The following is a 16289-nucleotide window of genomic DNA, read 5'->3' as shown; positions in this document are numbered from 1 at the left end:
CCCCCCCCCCCCCCCCCGCCCCCCCCCCCGCGGTCTTGTTTTTCCTGCATAATCGGCTGGTTTCCAGGCATTGGAGCCAGCCGCATGTCCTCCAGCACCCCCACCCCCTTCACCACCCTGCCCGCCAATCGCGACGCCGTGCTGCGCGTCATGCCGATGCCGGCGGACGCCAATATCCACGGGGACGTGTTCGGCGGCTGGATCATGTCGCAAGTGGACATCGCCGGTTCGATCCCGGCGGCGCGCCGCGCCGCGGGCCGCGTGGCCACGGTGGCGGTCAACGCCTTCCAGTTCAAGGAGCCCGTGTTCGTGGGCGACCTGCTCAGCTTCTACGCCGCCATCGTCAAGACCGGCAACACCTCGATCACGGTGTCCGTCGAAGTCTATGCCGAGCGCCAGCGGCTGGACGCCGAAGTCGTCAAGGTCACCGAGGCCGTCCTGACCTACGTCGCCACCGACGAAGCCCGCCGCAGCCGCCCCCTACCCAAACTTTGAGCCGTAACGCATGACGCCATCCGCCGCCGCGCACAAGCTGCCCGCGACGCCCCGCCGCCTCGACCCGGAAGACGCCCAGCACGCCCTGGCCGAAGTGCAGGAACGCCTGCGTCGCCAGCAACTGGTCGCCGACCTGGTGCATCGCCAGGAAGAAGGCGACGCCAAGGCCAACCTGGTCGAGGACCTGGTTCACCGGCAGCACGAAGCCGAGCTCAAGACGCTGCTGGACGGCCTGCATCCGGCCGACATCGCCTTCATCCTCGAATCGCTGCCCAAGGACGAACGGCAGACGATCTGGAAGCTGGTCAGCCCCGAACACGACGCCGACGTGCTGCTCGAGGTCGAGGACTGGGTCCGCGAATCGCTGATCGAGGCGATGGACCGCCAGGACCTGGTGGCGGCGACCGGCAACATGGACGCCGACGAGCTGGCCGACCTGGCGCCGGACCTGCCGCCCGACGTGGTGGCGGAAGTCCAGAAGGGCCTGACCGAGGAAGAACGGGCGCAGCTGCTGGAAGCCATGGGCTATCCGGAGGACAGCGTGGGCGCCATCATGGACTTCGAGATGGTCCGGGTGCGCGAGGACGTGACGCTGGAGGTCGTGCTGCGCTACCTGCGCCGCCTGCACGAACTGCCCGACCATACCGACCAGATCTTCGTGGTCGATCGCCAGGACAAGCTGCAGGGCATCCTGCCGCTGTCGCGCCTGCTGGTCAGCGAACCGGAAACCGAGGTGCGGGCGGTCATGAATTCCGACTTCCTGACGCTCAATCCGCTGGATTCGGACGCCGACGCGGCCGGCGCCTTCGAACGCTATGACCTGGTTTCGGCTCCCGTGATGGACGACCAGGGCCGTCTGATCGGCCGCGTCACCATCGCCGACGTGGTGGATGTGATGCGCGAAGACTCGCAGGAGCAGGCGCTGTCGCGCGCCGGTCTGCAGGAAGAGGACATCTTCGCCCCCGTGTCCACCGCGTTGCGCAACCGCGCGCCCTGGCTGCTGTTCAATCTCTGTACCGCCGCCACGGCTTCGTTCGTGGCGTCGCAGTTCGAGGGCACGGTCAGCCAGATCGTGATCCTGGCCTTCCTGATGTCCATCGTCGCCGGCATCGGCGGCAACTCGGGCAACCAGACCATGACCCTGATCATCCGGGCGCTGGCGATGGGCCGGATCACCGGACGCAACCTCTGGCAGCTGGTCAAGCGCGAGCTGTTCGTCACGCTGATGGTAGGACTGTGCGGCAGTCTGGTGGCGGCGCTGTTCGCCTGGGCGATTTCGCATTCCTTCGCCATCGCCTTCGTGATGATGGCCGCAATGATCTGCAACATGCTGGTCGGCGCCTCGGTCGGCGTGCTGGTGCCCATGGTGCGCGCGCGTTTCGGCAAGGATCCCGCCATGGGCTCGTCAGTGCTGCTGACCTTCGCCACCGACTCGCTGGGCTTCTTTATTTTCCTGGGGCTGGCCACGCTTTTCCTGCTGTAGCGCCAGCCCAACAGACTTGGCTGAAAACAGCTGCACTGCACACTTATTGACCAATCTTGACAGAAAACCGACAGGGAAAACCCTAGATCATCAAGTACAGTAATAGGCTTGTCATTTTCTTCGCCTATCCCTGCAATGATCGCCAGACTCCGGATTGCCTTGCTTGGCTTGGCGCTCTCGGTTTTCACCGTCAGCGCCCAGGCTTGTGACAACCTGCCCTCCTGGGCGCAATCGGCCTGTGCCCGGCTAGACCAGATCTGGTCCGAAGGCAACAACGACCTCTATATCAGCGGCTATTCCTGGCACAACCGCTCCATGTACAGCGCGGAGAAGATCCGCAGCTTCAACGAGCGCGCCTGGGGCGGTGGCTACGGCCGCAGCATCTACGACGAGGACGGAGACTGGCAGGGCCTGTATGGCATGGCCTTCCTGGACTCACACAGCAAGGTCCAGCCGATCGCCGGCTACGGCTTCCTGAAGATCGGCCGGGTCAGCGAGAATTTCCGCCTGGGCGCCGGCTACACCGTGTTCCTGACCTCGCGCCAGGACATCATGCATTACATCCCCTTCCCCGGCGTGTTGCCGCTGGTCTCGGCCGGCTACAAGGACGCCATGCTCTACGCCACCTACATTCCCGGCGGCAAGGGCAACGGCAACGTGCTGTTCATGTTCGGCCGCTGGTCCTTCTGACGGCCAGAGACAGGGGGTTTCAGCAGGGCTGGCCCAGGCGTCTCACCAGCTCGCCCAGGCGCATATCGTCGATGCCGTGCGCGCGCAATGCGCGCTCGGTTTCGATCACATAGTCCAGGCACGGGCCGGAATGGCCCACCGCGTTGCGCACCGACGCCAGCAGGCGGTCGTCGCTGACGTCGGCCGCGTATTCCTGGCAGGCGCGGTTGAGCAGGAACACCAGCCCGCGCACGGGCGCTTCCTTGGTATGGCAGGTCAGCCAGCGCGGGCAATAGGCGCCCGTCACCATCTCGCGGCGCCAGAGCATCTCGAAGACCGTCCGCACGTCGCTGGCGGCGATCTGGAAGGCCACCCCACGGCAACAGCCGCCTCGATCCAGACCGAACACCAGGCCGGGATTGTCCGGCGAGCCGCGATGATCGTGCGACCACAGGCAAAGGGACCGGTGATAGCCGCGCACCGTCGCCAGCCGCCGCTCGCGCCAGGCAAAGCCGGGATGCCAGATCAGGGAACCGTAGGCAAAGACCCAGAGATCCTCGCTGCCGTTCCAATCGGTCAGGAGATCGTCCACCGACGCCGCGCGCCGGGCCGGGGATTGCTGCGACTGAGCCAGACCGGCGCAATCGCCGGCGGCGGGTACTGCCAAAGCCATGAGGACCCTTTGATATCCCGATTCATTCCCATCCGGGGAATGGGCGATATCCTACGCCGGGCCGTGCGCAAAAGCATTGCGAGATAAGGCTTAAGCAACGCACCGAAAGAAATTTGTGTTTCGCGGACGGGGTCCTGAGAGAAAAAAAATTGCGCGAACGGATTTCAGCCCCTTTCCGGGCGCGAAACCGGCCGTCAGACCGCGTCCAGCGGCAGCTCGGTCGTGCTCTTGATGACTTCCATCGAGAAGCTGGCGCTCACGTCCAGCAGGTCCACCGCGTCGATGAGGCGGCGATAGAAGCGGTCGTAGGCAGCCATGTCCTCGACCACGACCTTGAGCAGGTAATCGATATCGCCCGCCATGCGGTGGAACTCGACCACATTGGGCAGCGCCATCACCGCGTTGATCAGGCTCTGCGTCCACTTGGCGTTGTGCTGGCTGGTCTTGATGGACACGAACACGGTCAGGTTCAGGCCCAGCGCCTTCGGGTCCAGCAGGATCGTGTTGCGCGCGATGACGCCATCGTCCTTGAGCTTCTGGATGCGCCGCCAGCACGGCGTGACGGACAGGTTCACCTGCTCGGCGATCTCGGCCACGGAACAGGTCGCGTCCTTTTGCAGCAGCGCGAGAATCTTGATGTCTGTCTGGTCCATGCCCTTTCCTCGACTTTCCAACGCACCGGCGGACCGGGTCATGACGCGTAGCGCTCCGCCGTCAGGCCTTCCATGTCCACCTCCGGCGGCCGGCCGGCCACGATGTCGGCCACAATCTTGCCCGTTCCGCATGCCTGCGTCCAGCCATTGGAGCCGTGGCCGCAGTCCAGGAACAGGTTGTCGTAGCGCGTCCGGCCCAGGATGGCCGGGCCGTCCGGTGTCATCGGCCGCAACCCGGCCCAGGGCTGGGCCCGGTCCAGCGCGATGCCCTGTGGAAACCACTCGCGCACCACGGACGTCAGGAACGCCACCCGCCCCGCGTCCACCTCCAAGCCATAACCCTTCAATTCGGCCATGCCCGCGGCCCGGATCCGCGAGCCCAGCCGCGAGATCATCACCTTGTTGTGCTCATCCATGATGGCGGCCTGCGGCGCGCGACCCGCATCGGTCACGTCGGCGGTAATGGAATAGCCCTTGAGCGGATAGATGGGCAGCGTCATCCCCAGCGGTCGCAGCAGGAAGGGGCTTTGACCGCCCAGCGCCACCACATAGGCATCGGCCGTCAGCGTGCCCTGATCCGTCTCGACGCCGGCAATGCGCCCGCCCTGCCCGGCCAGGCGCCGGATCTGGACCCCATAGCGGAAGTCCACGCCCTGACCTTGCAGGTAGGCGCTCATCCCGGTGGCGAACTTGTAGCTGTCGCCGGAGCCGTCCGCCGGCAGGAACAGCGCGCCCGCGATGGACGCGCGCGTGTGCGCCAGCGCCGGCTCGACGCTGGCCGCGTCGGCCCCCTCGAGGAAACGCCACGGCACTTCGAATTCATCCAGCGCGCGGGTGATGCCGGGAACCGCCTTCAGGCCGGCCTCGTCGCGGAACAGTTGCAGCGTGCCATCCTGATGGAAATCGAAATCGATGGGCAGTCCCGCGCCGGCGATCTCTTTCAGGCAGGCAAAGCTGTAATGCGCCACCCGCTGCATGCGCAGCTTGTTGACGCGAAATCGCTCGGCATTGCACTGCCCCATCCAGCGCGCCAGCCAGGCCAGCTTGCGCGGCTCGGGCGACAGCGAGAAACGGATGGCGGAATTGCGCTGCAGGGACATCTTCAGCACCTTGCCGATCATGCCCGGTGCGGCCCAGGGCCCGGCGAAGCTGGGGCACAGCCCGCCCGCGTTGCCGAAGCTGGTCTCGCGCGCGGCGGCCGGCTGGCGGTCCGCCACGACGACCTCATGCCCGTCCCGCCACAGATAGTAGGCCGCCGCCACACCCGCGACGCCAGCGCCCAACACCAGCACTTTCATGAATGTCCTTTCCTTGTCCTCAATGTCGCACCATCATCCTCGGCACGGTGTCCGCCCCGATCCTGCCAAGAAAACGGCAATGCTGGCGCCACCGGGCACTGCGCCCCCCCGGCACGGCCGCCCCCAATCGGGGCCGCGCGGATCCGGCTCCGCCGGTCCGCCACCGGCGCCCCCTGGGGGGAAGCGCGCAGCGCTTCGGGGGGGACCTAGACCTAATACACTCCGGGATAGCCACCGCCGTCGAGCAGGATGTTCTGCGCGGTCAGATAGCCGGCCTGGGCGGAACAAACATAGGCGCACAAAGCGCCCAGCTCTTCGGGCTCGCCATAGCGGCCCGCCGGATTGGAACGCCCGCGCTCGTCCCAGACCTGCTCGAAGCTCTTGCCCGGGAACTGGTCCATCATGCCCCGGATGTGGCGGGCCTGCGCGTCGGTGGCGAAAACGCCCGGCAGCAGGTTGTTGATGGTGACGTTGTGCCGCACGGTCTGGCGCGCGACGCCGCCGACGAAACCGATCAAGCCGGAGCGCGCGCCATTGGACAGACCCAGCTCGGCGTGCGGCGCCTTGACGCTGCGCGACACGATGTTGACGATGCGCCCGAAGCGGCGCTCGACCATGCCGTCGACCACGCGCCGGATCATGTCGATGGGACCGAGCATCATGGCGTCCAGGGCGGCGACCCAGTCCTCGTGCGACCAGTCGCGGAAGTCTCCGGGCAGCGGCCCATCGGCGTTGTTGATCAGGATGTCCGGATGCGGGCAGGCGGCGATGGCCGCGTCGCGTCCGGCCGGCTGCGTCAGGTCGGCCGAGACCCAGCCCACGCCAATGCCGGTTTCGCGCGCGATCTCGGCGGCGGCCTGTTCCAGCCGCTCGGGATTGCGCGCCGCGATCGTCACGGACACGCCCTCGCGCGCCAGTTGCTGCGCGCAGGCGCGCCCCATGCCACGGCTGCCGCCGAACACCAGCGCCGTCCTGCCCTTGATTCCCAGATCCATGCTTTCCCCTTGCCGGTCCATGCCGCATCGCCTGTCTGGCGGGCTTGCTGCATGGCCGGCTGTCTGCGGCCGAAGCCAATCAGTATAGGAGCGCGCCCCCGCGGACGGCGTGGAATTTTTTTCTAATCTTCGCCGCCTCATCCGCCGATTTGGCAAAGGCATTCCAGCCCGAATCCCTAAGATGAAGGTCTGTCCACACCGCGACCGATCCCATGTCCGACGTCCAAACTGCCTGCCCCGATCTGCGCACGCTGTGCGAGTCGGTTCAAACCGCGCAGATGAACGCGGCCCGCGCGCTGCTGCGCGACCTGGCCTCCAGCGTCGCCAGCGCCAATGGCATCCTGCAGGGCCTGCCCGACGCGCTGCGCGCCGGCCGTGCCGAATCCTACATGCGGCACATCGCCTACGCGGATCCGCACGGCGCCTTCACCATCGCCTACCTGGTCTGGCGCCAGGGGCAGTTCAGCCCCGTGCATGGCCACAAGACCTGGTGCACCTACCAGGTTTTGCAGGGCGAGCTGTCCGAAACCCACTACCGCTGGGACGCGGATGCATCCGCCGCCATTGCTTGCGGCGGAGCCACGCGCCGGCCGGGCGACATCGTCACGGCCACGCAGGGCCTGCACCAGATCCACAGGCTGGGCAACGCCAGTCCCGAAGTCGCCATCTCGCTGCACATCTACGGCGTCGATCAGGCCGATATCTGCAGCGGCGTGAATCATCTGATCGACAAGGTGCTGGACGCGTCGCCCAGGCGCTGATTCCGCCGAACGCCTTCCTGGCACGCAGGCGGTCTTGCCGCCTGGCCCATGCCCGCAAGGCGCCACGCCCGGGCAGGACGTTTCCGCCCAGCCCGATGTCCGCGCATCACCCCATCCACTGACTGACCGGCGCCGCCGCATCCTGCAGCGGCTGTGCCAGCACGTCGATCAAGGCCGGGCCATCATGCGCCAGCGCGGCCTTGATCGCCGCGTCCAGCTTGGCCGGATCTTCCACCCGCCATGCCTTCACGCCATAGGCTTCGGCAATGCGGGCGTGGTCGGTGCGATCGAAATCCACGCTGTAGTAGCGCTTGTCGTAGCCGGCCTTCTGGCTGGCCTTGATCCAGCCATAGACCGAATTCGAGAACACCACCATCAGCAGCGGCGCCTTGTGTCGCACGATGGTTTCCAGTTCACCGACCGTGAAGCCAAAGCTGCCGTCGCCCATGACCGCGACGCACTTGGACTGCGGCCGCCCCACCCACGCGCCCATGGCGGCCGACATGGAAAAGCCCAGCGCCCCGTGCGCGCGGTTGGTGATGAAGTGACGGCCGGGACGCGACACGTCGTAGTACGCCGAGAAATACGGGCACGGCGTGCCAGGATCGGCGCAGACCACCGCGTCGTCCGGCAGCAGGCGGTTCAGCGACTGCACCACGCGCTCGGGACGGATCGGCGTATCCAGGCTGGCGGCCAGCGTCTCCAGCTGTTCGCGCCGCGCCTGCTTCGCCCGGCCGGCCAGCACCGAGCCGTCGACCGCGTCGGCGGGTCGATGCGCCAGGCGTTCACGCACCTCGACGGCCAGGGCCTCCAGCGCCAGCCGGGCATCACCCACCATGCCGACTTCGGTGCGGTAGTTGGCGCCGATCACCGAGGGATCCACGTCGATGTGCAGGATCGGCACGTCACGACTCGGAAAGCGCCAGTGCTCGGTGGACGTGGAGCCCGCGCGGCAACCCACGAACAGCACGGCGTCGGCGGCGGCCACCACATCGCGCGTGGCCATGACGCCGCCGTTGGAACCGACCACGCCGGCGTTGAGCGGATGCGTGTCGGCCAGGCTGCCCTGCCCGCTGACCGTCAGGCAGACGGCCGCCTTCAGCATCTCCGCCAGATCCTGCAAGGCGGCGCTGGCGCCGGCTATGACCACGCCGCCGCCGCAGATGATGACGGGCGAACGCGCGCCGGCCAGCCGCTGCGCGGCCCGCGCCACGTCGGCGGGGTCCGGCGCGCAACGCATGGCCGGATAGCTGCCGTGCTCGGGCTGCGCCCAGATGTCGGCCGCATCCACCTGCTGCTTCATCACGTCATAGGGAAAGCAAAGGTGGGCCGCGCCCGGCTTGCCGGTGGTCATGTGGCGGAAGGCCGCGCGCACCATGCCCGGGATCTGGTCGGCGCGGTCGATCGTGCGGTTCCATTTGGTCAACGGACGGTACAGCGCCTCCTGGTCCAGCTCGGTCAGCGGATACTTGCCGCGCGAGCCGACCGCCACGTCCGACGTGATGCCCAGCACGGGCACCGACGACTCGTTGGCCTCCACCAGGCCGGGCAGCAGATAGGTCGCGCCGCCGCCGCTGGGGCCTTCGCATACGCCCACCTTGCCGGTCACCCGGGCGTAGGCGTCGGCCATGTAGCCGGCGCTGCGTTCGTCGCGCGTGAGGATGTGGCGCATGCCGTGGTCGAGCCGGTACAAGGCGTCATAGAACGGCAGGCTGGTATCGCCGCACAGGCCAAAAATATGCTGGACGCCGTTGTGCTGCAGCATGCGCACCATCGCTTCCGCGCCGGTCAGGGTATTCATGTCGTCTCCGTGCTTGCTTGACGCTGGGGGGCGGCCCGCCGGGCCGCCGGCGCGTCAGTTTTCGAGGTTGATGTTGCTGGTCTTGATGAAGGCGTTCCAACGTTCGTACTCGGCCTTCACATAGGCATCCAGCGCAGGGCCGTCGGAGGCCACGATCTCGAAGCCCGCCTCGCCCAATTTCCTGCGGACGTCCGGGTCGGCCAGCACGGCCTTGAAATCGCGGGTCAGCTTCTTGATCGTGGCATCGGGCGTGCCCTTGGGCGCGAACATGCCGCTCCATGAGTAGGCGACAAATCCGGGAAAACCGGACTCCGCCACGGTAGGGACGCTGGGCAGGTCGGCCAGCCTTTTTTCGCCGGCGACCGCCAGCGGCTTGATCTTGCCCGCCTGAATCTGGCCACGCAGCGCGGCGAAGCTGAGCCAGGTCATGTTGGCCTGACCGCCCACCACGGCCTGGATCGCTGGTCCGCCGCCGCCATAAGGCACGTGCAACAGTTCCACCTTGGACAGGCGCTTGAGCTCTTCGGGGGCCAGGTGATTGAGCGACCCCACGCCGGTCGACGCGTAGTTGTAGCGATTGGCCGGCTGCCTGGCTGCGGCGGCCAGGAAGTCCTTCAGGTTGTCGCCGGGCACGGACGGATTGGCGCCCAGCACCAGCGGGAAGCGCACGGTCTGTGTGATGGCGACGAAGTCCTTGAAGGTGTCATAGGGCAGCTTGGGTTTCACGGCGGGATTGATGCCGTGATTGTCGAAGCTCACCAGCAGCGTGTTGCCATCGGGTTCGGCCCGGGCCACGAAGGCCGTGGCGATCTGACTGGCGGCGCCCGGTCGATTTTCGACCACGACCGCACGCCCGCCCAGTTCCTGCGACAGGCGCGGCTGCAGGATGCGCGCCAGGATATCGGTGCTGCCGCCCGGCGGATACGGCACCACCAGGATCAACGGCCGCTCTTCGGCCGCCGCGTCGGCCGCCATCCCCAGGCCGCCTATCGCCGCCACCGCGCAGGCCATGGCCAGCGCGCGTCTGTACAACGTATGGATCATCGGTGTTCCCCTGTTGTGGTGTCGGCCTGCGCTGCCTGCGCGGGGTCGGCCTGGTCCCGCATGTAGATGTTGGAAAAACCCGTGCGTATCACGTCGGTGATCTGGTCCAGGCGGCGGCCGATGTGCGCCCCCATCATCGCGGGCAAGGCCTCGATGTCGCGGCGTTCCAGCGCCTGCACGATGCGCATGTGCTCGGCCTGCGTGTGCGCGCGGCGCCCTTGCTGCATGTCGATCCAGCGTACGAAATGGATGCGGGCATTCACGCTTTCCAGCGCGCGCACGAATTCCTCGTTGCGCGAGTAACGCGCCAGCATCAGGTGGAAGGCCTCGTCCAGCTCCAGCAGGCGCGTGGCCTCGCTGTCTTCCGGCACGTCGCGCGAACGCTCGACGAAGGCCCGCAGTTCGGCCAGCTCCGCATCGCTGGCGCGTTCGCAGGCCGCGCGCACGATGCCGGACTCCAGCACGGCGCGGTACTCATACAGCGAATGGATCTGCTTGGCGTCCAGCAGCCGGGCGATGAAGCCCCGGTTGACCGCCCGGGTCAGGAAGCCTTCCACCATCAACTGGTTGAGCACCTCGCGCAAGGGCGTGCGGCTGACGTTCAGGCGCCGGGCCAGTTCAACCTCGTTGATGCGCTCGCCGGGCTTGAAGTCGAAACGCACCGCCATCGCCTTGACGGTGTTGTAAAGCTCTGCCTGGCCTTCGGAGGTGCGGGACGCGAGGCGGGTCTGCGTCATGGTCGGGTCTCCGGCGCCGCGCGCCTTGGGATCAAAGTGCATACTAAAGTGCATACACTTTGACCGACAACCCGGGTTTGCCCGGACGGTAGCGCACAGGAATGCGGCCGGATCACCCGGCGTGCGGTGGCCAGAACGATCCGACGGCCGAAGGCTGGCCGATCAGAGAGAAAACATGCGGGAAGGAAATGCAGTTGGACGCCAACGGCGCCCGGGGATCAGAGCCCGGTATCCAACGCGTAATGCGCGCCGTCCCGGTTCTCCAGGGTCAAGGCCGACAGAGTCGGCTGCGCGGCTTGCGGGTCCTCGCTGACATGGATCCGCAGATTGGCCAGCGGCACGTCCCAGCCGCCGTCCTTGCCAGCTTGCGCGGTCACGCCGGCGACCAGCGCCAGGCGTTGCGCGGCGGCATGGGCGTCGGCCGCGCGGGCATCGATGCGCAGCAGGCTGCGCGCGCCATTGGGGTGGGACATCAACGCCGGCGACCAGACGCATTCGGGCGTCAGGTGACGACAGAAATACATGCGGATGCCGGGCAAGGGCTGCTCGGCGAAGCGCACGGTATGGAAGCGCGCGGTGACTTCACGTCCGTCCAACAGAGCGGGACGGCTGAGTTCCTGCACCGGATTGACGGCAAAGCCGGCGGCGCGCAGCCGCTCGTAGGTGGCTTCGGCGTCGTGTGTGCGGAAGACCAGGGCTTCCAGCCCAAACGGCGAACCGGCGATTTCCTTGCGCGCCGGCGGCGCGCCGGGCGGCCAGCCCAGCAACTCGATGTACGTGCCCTCGAGCACGATCAGGCGGTTGCACGACCCCAGGTTGTGCACCGCCTTGTCGCTCAGGTGAAAGCCCTGGCGCTCGAAATGCGGCGCCAGCGCATCCAGCCGGTCGCGCACCATGACCACGGCGTGGTCGAATTCGGTGCGGCCGACTGCATGCAGCATGGTCTCAGGCTCCGCTCAGACCAGCTTGCCGTGGCACTGCTTGTACTTCTTGCCGCTGCCGCAGGGGCAGGGATCGTTGCGGCCGACCTTCGGCAGCACGTTGCGCACCGGCTGGGCGCCGCTGTCGTCGGCGGAACTGGCCAGCGCCTCGTCGTAGTCGGAGTGGTGGTACTGCACGTTCTGCACGTGCGGCTGCGCCGCTTCGGCCTCGGCCTGCTCAACCTGCTCCTGCGACTGCACCCGCACCGTCATCAGCACCCGCACCACATCGTCGCGGATGCGGTCCAGCATGCCGGAGAACAGCTCGAAGGCTTCGCGCTTGTATTCCTGCTTGGGGTTCTTCTGTGCGTAGCCGCGCAGATGGATGCCCTGGCGCAGGTAATCCAGCGAGGACAGGTGCTCGCGCCAGTGCGTGTCGATGGCCTGCAGCATGATCGAGCGCTCGAACTGCGACCACGATTCCGTGCCCACCTGCTCGACCTTAGCCGTGTAGTTCTGGCGCGCGGCGGCGACCACGCGTTCGCGCAGGTCCTCGTCGGTGATGTTCGGCTCTTTCTCGAGCATCTCGGTCAGCGGCAGCTGGATCTGCCAGTCGGCTTCCAGCGCCTTCTGCAGGGCCGGCACGTCCCACTGCTCTTCCACCGATTCCGGCGGCACGAAGGTGTTGAACATCTCCGTGACGGCGGCGTCGCGCAGGTTCTCGACCATCGCGCCCACGCTGGCGGCTTCGAGCACTTCGTTGCGCTGCGAGTACAGCACCTTGCGCTGGTCGTTGGCGACGTCGTCGTACTCGAGCAGCTGCTTGCGGATGTCGAAGTTGCGGCCTTCGACCTTGCGCTGCGCGGTCTCGATGGAACGCGTCACCATGCCGGCCTCGATGGGCTCGCCCTCGGGCAGCTTCAGGCGTTCCATGATGGCGCGCACGCGATCGCCGGCGAAGATGCGCATCAGCGGATCTTCCAGCGACAGGTAGAAACGCGAAGAACCCGGGTCGCCCTGGCGACCGGCGCGGCCGCGCAGCTGGTTGTCGATGCGGCGCGACTCATGGCGCTCGGTGCCGATGATGCGCAGGCCGCCGGCAGCCTTGACCTGCTCGTTCAGCGGCTTCCACTCGGAACGCACCTTCTCGATGCGCAGCGTCTTCTCGGTTTCCGTCAGCGACTCGTCGGCGCGGATCAGGTCGATCTGCTTGTCCGCGCTGCCGCCCAGCACGATGTCGGTGCCGCGGCCCGCCATGTTGGTGGCGATGGTGATGTGGCCCGGCTTGCCGGCCTCGGCGACGATCTCGGCTTCGCGCGCGTGCTGCTTGGCGTTGAGCACTTCGTGCTTGAGCTTGGCCTTCTGCAGCAGGCCGGCCAGCAGCTCGGAATTCTCGATGCTGGTCGTACCCACCAGCACGGGCTGGCCGCGCTCGTGGCAGTCGCGGATGTCGTTGAGGATGGCGTTGTACTTTTCCTCGTTGGTCTTGAAGACCTGATCGTTCTGGTCCTTGCGGACCATGGGCTTGTTGGTCGGGATGATGACCGTTTCGAGCCCGTAGATTTCCTGGAATTCGTACGCTTCCGTGTCGGCCGTGCCGGTCATGCCGGACAGCTTCTCGTACATGCGGAAGTAGTTCTGGAAGGTGATCGAGGCCAGCGTCTGGTTCTCGTGCTGGATCTTCACGCCTTCCTTGGCTTCGACGGCCTGGTGCAGGCCGTCCGACCAGCGGCGGCCGACCATCAGGCGGCCGGTGAATTCGTCGACGATGACCACTTCGCCGTCCTGGACCACGTACTGCTGGTCGCGGAAGAACAGCGTGTTGGCGCGCAGCGCCACCATCAGGTGATGCATCAGCGCGATATGGCGCGGATCGTACAGCGACTCGCCCTCGGGCAGGATGCCCAGGCGCGCCAGGATGCCCTCGGCATTGACGTGGCCGGCTTCCGACAGGTAGACCTGCTGGCTCTTTTCATCGACCCAGTAGTCGCCTTCGGGTTCCGGCTCCTGCGGCTTGGGCTCGGTGGCCATGCGCTTGAGCAGCGGCGGCACCGCGTTCATGCGGATGTAGAGCTCGGTGTGGTCTTCGGCCTGGCCGGAGATGATCAGCGGCGTGCGCGCCTCGTCGATCAGGATGGAGTCCACTTCGTCGACGATCGCGTAGGCCAGCGCGCGCTGGCGGCGGTCCTCGACGCGGTACTCCATGTTGTCGCGCAGATAGTCGAAGCCGAATTCGTTATTGGTGCCGTAGGTGATATCGGCGGCGTAGGCGGCCTTCTTTTCCTCGTTCGGCTGCTGCGGCACGACCACGCCCGTGGACATGCCCAGGAAGCGGTACAGGCGTCCCATCCAGTCAGCGTCGCGGCGGGCCAGGTAGTCGTTGACCGTGACCACGTGCACGCCCTTGCCGGCGATCGCGTTCAGGTAGACCGGCAGCGTGGCCATCAGCGTCTTGCCTTCGCCCGTGCGCATTTCGGCGATCTTGCCGCTGTGCAGGACGATGCCGCCCAGCATCTGCACGTCGAAATGACGCATGCCGAACACCCGCTTGCCGGCTTCGCGCACCACGGCGAAGGCTTCGGGCAGCAGGTCGTCCAGCGACGTGCCCTGGGCATGGCGGGAACGGAATTCGTCGGTCTTGGCCGCCAGTTCCGCGTCGGAAAGCGCGGCGATCTTGGACTCCAGTCCATTGATCTGGGTTACCAGCTTGCGATACTGCTTAAGCAGCCGATCGTTGCGGCTACCTATGAGTTTTTTGAGCAGAGAAACCATGCGTGTGTCGGCCGCACAGGCCACGCCGCGGCCATGCAGGCCTGGGCAGCGTCACCCGTGACTTTATGTTATTGGTTGAGCGGGGGTCCGCCGGGAAACGAACCAGTTTAACGCACCTGCGGCGTAATAGCCTGGAACTATGATCAGGCCATCACGCTTGCAGCCAGCGGCGGGATCAGCGCGTGGCGCTGTCCGTGCCGGCCGCGCGGGCCATGGCCGGCGGAGCGTTCTGCTGCGGCCCCAGGAACAGGCGCGGATCCAGCGGCTGGCCGGCCAGCCGCACCTCGAAGTGCAGGTGCGGACCGGTGGAACGTCCGGTGCTGCCGACGCGGGCGATCTGCTGGCCGCGATCGACCAGCTGCCCCTGCTTGACCAGCAGCGACGAGGCGTGCGCGTAGCGGGTGATCAGGCCGTCGCCATGGTCGATCTCGACCATGTTGCCGTAGCCCGGATGGAACTTGGACTCCAGCACCACGCCACCCGACGCGGCAAGAATGGGCGTGCCCGGCGGCGCGGAGAAGTCCAGCCCTTCGTGCAGCGCCGAGCGGCCCGTGACCGGGTTGCGGCGCCAACCGTAGGACGAACTCAAATAAGGATAGTCGGTGATGGGCATGGCGGTCGGCATGCGCGCCTGGTCCGCCGAACGCTGCGTCAACGCGGCGTCCAGCAGCTTCAGGTTGTCGGACTGCTGCGCCAGCCTGACCTGGATGTCGTCCAGCTGCCGGCCCAGTTCCTCGGCCGAGGCGGCCGTGGGCGGCGTCTGGTCGGTGAACAGCTCGTCCATGACGCCCGAGGCTTCGGGCTGGGTCGACACGCTCGGCTGCGCCGAGGCAAGCTGCTTGGCCAGCTCGGGATCGGTATAGGCCACGCCCGCCACCTTGGCCACGCGCTGGCCCAATCCGTCGATGCTGACCAGCTTGGCCTGGAGCGTGCCGATCTTCGCCGCCAGCAGATTCATGTTGCCGCGCAGGAAATCGGCATCGCGCCCGGTGTCCTCGGCCAGCGGCCAGCCCACGGCGCGCACGGCCGGCATGTCGGAAGTGAAGTATCGTTGGATGGCGGCGCCGAAAATGGCCGCCGTGACCAGCGCGCCCCCAAGAAACAAGGCCAGGTGCGCCCCGCCGAGGGTGAAATGCCCGTCCCGCCCGTCGCGGGCGTGCATAATCACGATTTTCAAGGTTGTGCTTCCTAATTCTAGAGACGGCATGAATAGACCCACTTCATTCCGCCAACGTTCCAATTCCAGCCGGCGAGGGGAAAATACCGCCCTGGGATGGCTGGGTCATGACATGCGGGGCGCCGGCGTCCTGGCGACTGCCCGCAAGCACTTGCAAATTCAGTACGCGGTGGCGGCGCTGTTGCCGGCCCCGCTGGGCTCCGTCTGCCAGGTAGGCAAGCTGGAAAACCAGCGCCTGCTGCTGGTTGTGCCCGGTCCCGCCCATGCCGCGAAGCTGCGTCAATTGGCTCCGCGCATCGCGCAAAGCCTGGCGGACCAAGGCTGGAACCTTAACGAAATTGCCGTGAAGGTACAAGCCGGCCTGCCCAAGCCCGGCGCCCGTCAACCGAAGCCGCCGAAAGAAGCGCAACCCCTGGGCGATACCGCCCTGGGCGCGTTCGAGACCTTGCACCACAATTTGCGGCCCGGCCCGCTGGCCGATGCCGTGGCGAAGCTGCTGAAGCACCACAAAGAGTAGCCGAAACCCGCGGGCTTTGCCCGCCCCGTCCCCGCACCATGGAACCCGGCGGTCCTGATAATCGGGGACAGCCTTCTCGCGTTGATGCCGGGCAAACGATGCAGGGACCCGTCGCGCCAGCGCCGCGCAAGTCTGCGCGTCACTCGCCCAGGCGCGCGGCGCCTTTCATAAGTGCGTCCAGCCACGGAAAGGTTCCCGGTTGGGATGCACGCAATGCAGCGGCTGGCCAGACCTCAGGGAATGATCAGCGCCGGCCAGGCCATGCGAGTAGGGGCGGCTCGAATGCGGACGGCC

The 16289-nt window shown here is 66.8% G+C and carries 15 protein-coding genes; 5 read left to right on the top strand and 10 right to left on the bottom strand.

All coding sequences use genetic code 11. The features are described 5' to 3' along the window. Nucleotides 1-84: 84 nt before the first annotated feature. The 3 genes from ACEU5R_RS21320 to pagP all read left to right on the top strand — a co-directional run bounded on the left by ACEU5R_RS21320 (nt 85) and on the right by pagP (nt 2668). The gene (locus tag ACEU5R_RS21320; RefSeq protein ID WP_103272510.1) at nt 85-495 is read left to right on the top strand and encodes an acyl-CoA thioesterase; all 411 of its coding nucleotides are present in this window, start codon (nt 85-87) and stop codon (nt 493-495) included. 10 nt (nt 496-505) lie between these two features. After that, a complete protein-coding gene (mgtE, locus tag ACEU5R_RS21315; RefSeq protein ID WP_103272509.1) occupies nt 506-1978 on the top strand; it encodes a magnesium transporter in 1473 nt (490 codons plus the stop codon). A 135-nt stretch (nt 1979-2113) separates the two neighbouring features. Next, nucleotides 2114-2668: a lipid IV(A) palmitoyltransferase PagP gene (pagP, locus tag ACEU5R_RS21310; protein ID WP_103272508.1), complete on the top strand. Its 555-nt coding sequence runs from the start codon at nt 2114-2116 to the stop codon at nt 2666-2668. A gap of 19 nt (nt 2669-2687) precedes the next feature. Here pagP and ACEU5R_RS21305 read toward each other — a convergent pair whose 3' ends face one another. From ACEU5R_RS21305 to ACEU5R_RS21290, 4 genes are all read right to left on the bottom strand, one after another. After that, entirely contained in the window at nt 2688-3320 is a 633-nt protein-coding gene (locus ACEU5R_RS21305) for a gamma-glutamylcyclotransferase (protein WP_103272507.1), read from the bottom strand. 194 nt (nt 3321-3514) lie between these two features. Beyond that, nucleotides 3515-3973, bottom strand: coding sequence for an Lrp/AsnC family transcriptional regulator (locus ACEU5R_RS21300; protein WP_103272506.1), 459 nt, complete (start codon nt 3971-3973; stop codon nt 3515-3517). Nucleotides 3974-4011: 38 nt separating this feature from the next. After that, nucleotides 4012-5271, bottom strand: coding sequence for a D-amino acid dehydrogenase (locus tag ACEU5R_RS21295; protein WP_103272505.1), 1260 nt, complete (start codon nt 5269-5271; stop codon nt 4012-4014). Between the two features lie 212 nt (nt 5272-5483). Next, nucleotides 5484-6266, bottom strand: coding sequence for an SDR family oxidoreductase (locus ACEU5R_RS21290; protein WP_103276317.1), 783 nt, complete (start codon nt 6264-6266; stop codon nt 5484-5486). A 212-nt stretch (nt 6267-6478) separates the two neighbouring features. Between ACEU5R_RS21290 and ACEU5R_RS21285 the strand changes: the two genes are divergently transcribed. Then, on the top strand, nt 6479-7027 hold the full coding sequence (locus ACEU5R_RS21285) for a cysteine dioxygenase (protein WP_392411520.1): 549 nt from the start codon (nt 6479-6481) through the stop codon (nt 7025-7027). A 106-nt stretch (nt 7028-7133) separates the two neighbouring features. Here the strand turns inward: ACEU5R_RS21285 and ACEU5R_RS21280 are convergent, their stop codons facing one another. The 6 genes from ACEU5R_RS21280 to ACEU5R_RS21255 form a co-directional block, all read right to left on the bottom strand. Beyond that, complete coding sequence (locus tag ACEU5R_RS21280) at nt 7134-8828, bottom strand: thiamine pyrophosphate-binding protein (RefSeq protein ID WP_392411519.1); 1695 nt, start codon at nt 8826-8828, stop codon at nt 7134-7136. Nucleotides 8829-8882: 54 nt separating this feature from the next. Beyond that, a complete protein-coding gene (locus ACEU5R_RS21275; protein WP_103272502.1) occupies nt 8883-9872 on the bottom strand; it encodes a tripartite tricarboxylate transporter substrate binding protein in 990 nt (329 codons plus the stop codon). Then, nucleotides 9869-10609 (bottom strand): GntR family transcriptional regulator, encoded by a 741-nt coding sequence (locus tag ACEU5R_RS21270; RefSeq protein WP_103276316.1) that lies wholly within the window; start codon nt 10607-10609, stop codon nt 9869-9871. The genes ACEU5R_RS21275 and ACEU5R_RS21270 overlap by 4 nt, the downstream gene beginning before the upstream one ends. Nucleotides 10610-10827: 218 nt before the next feature. Next, entirely contained in the window at nt 10828-11550 is a 723-nt protein-coding gene (locus ACEU5R_RS21265; RefSeq protein WP_392411518.1) for a VOC family protein, read from the bottom strand. Between the two features lie 15 nt (nt 11551-11565). Next, nucleotides 11566-14301: a preprotein translocase subunit SecA gene (gene secA / locus ACEU5R_RS21260; protein ID WP_103272500.1), complete on the bottom strand. Its 2736-nt coding sequence runs from the start codon at nt 14299-14301 to the stop codon at nt 11566-11568. Nucleotides 14302-14476: 175 nt separating this feature from the next. Then, complete coding sequence (locus tag ACEU5R_RS21255; protein WP_103272499.1) at nt 14477-15463, bottom strand: M23 family metallopeptidase; 987 nt, start codon at nt 15461-15463, stop codon at nt 14477-14479. A 127-nt stretch (nt 15464-15590) separates the two neighbouring features. Between ACEU5R_RS21255 and ACEU5R_RS21250 the strand changes: the two genes are divergently transcribed. Then, nucleotides 15591-15995, top strand: coding sequence for a flagellar hook-length control protein FliK (locus ACEU5R_RS21250; RefSeq protein ID WP_103272498.1), 405 nt, complete (start codon nt 15591-15593; stop codon nt 15993-15995). The last annotated feature ends 294 nt before the right edge of the window (nt 15996-16289 follow it).

The sequence above is a fragment of the Achromobacter sp. 413638 genome (genome assembly GCF_043119405.1).
Lineage (GTDB): Bacteria > Pseudomonadota > Gammaproteobacteria > Burkholderiales > Burkholderiaceae_B > Achromobacter.
Note: the sequence above shows the minus strand (reverse complement) of the source record. Positions and strands in the feature narration are given on the sequence as shown.

Bases quoted from the DNA above. Each gene is read 5' to 3' on its own strand.
- ACEU5R_RS21270 (WP_103276316.1), bottom strand. From the start codon at position 10,609: ATGACGCAGACCCGCCTCGCGTCCCGCACCTCCGAAGGCCAGGCAGAG.
- secA (WP_103272500.1), bottom strand. From the start codon at position 14,301: ATGGTTTCTCTGCTCAAAAAACTCATAGGTAGCCGCAACGATCGGCTG.
- ACEU5R_RS21265 (WP_392411518.1), bottom strand. From the start codon at position 11,550: ATGCTGCATGCAGTCGGCCGCACCGAATTCGACCACGCCGTGGTCATG.
- mgtE (WP_103272509.1), top strand. From the start codon at position 506: ATGACGCCATCCGCCGCCGCGCACAAGCTGCCCGCGACGCCCCGCCGC.
- ACEU5R_RS21285 (WP_392411520.1), top strand. From the start codon at position 6,479: ATGTCCGACGTCCAAACTGCCTGCCCCGATCTGCGCACGCTGTGCGAG.
- ACEU5R_RS21255 (WP_103272499.1), bottom strand. From the start codon at position 15,463: ATGCACGCCCGCGACGGGCGGGACGGGCATTTCACCCTCGGCGGGGCG.
- pagP (WP_103272508.1), top strand. From the start codon at position 2,114: ATGATCGCCAGACTCCGGATTGCCTTGCTTGGCTTGGCGCTCTCGGTT.
- ACEU5R_RS21275 (WP_103272502.1), bottom strand. From the start codon at position 9,872: ATGATCCATACGTTGTACAGACGCGCGCTGGCCATGGCCTGCGCGGTG.
- ACEU5R_RS21305 (WP_103272507.1), bottom strand. From the start codon at position 3,320: ATGGCTTTGGCAGTACCCGCCGCCGGCGATTGCGCCGGTCTGGCTCAG.
- ACEU5R_RS21250 (WP_103272498.1), top strand. From the start codon at position 15,591: ATGCGGGGCGCCGGCGTCCTGGCGACTGCCCGCAAGCACTTGCAAATT.
- ACEU5R_RS21290 (WP_103276317.1), bottom strand. From the start codon at position 6,266: ATGGATCTGGGAATCAAGGGCAGGACGGCGCTGGTGTTCGGCGGCAGC.
- ACEU5R_RS21300 (WP_103272506.1), bottom strand. From the start codon at position 3,973: ATGGACCAGACAGACATCAAGATTCTCGCGCTGCTGCAAAAGGACGCG.
- ACEU5R_RS21280 (WP_392411519.1), bottom strand. From the start codon at position 8,828: ATGAATACCCTGACCGGCGCGGAAGCGATGGTGCGCATGCTGCAGCAC.
- ACEU5R_RS21295 (WP_103272505.1), bottom strand. From the start codon at position 5,271: ATGAAAGTGCTGGTGTTGGGCGCTGGCGTCGCGGGTGTGGCGGCGGCC.
- ACEU5R_RS21320 (WP_103272510.1), top strand. From the start codon at position 85: ATGTCCTCCAGCACCCCCACCCCCTTCACCACCCTGCCCGCCAATCGC.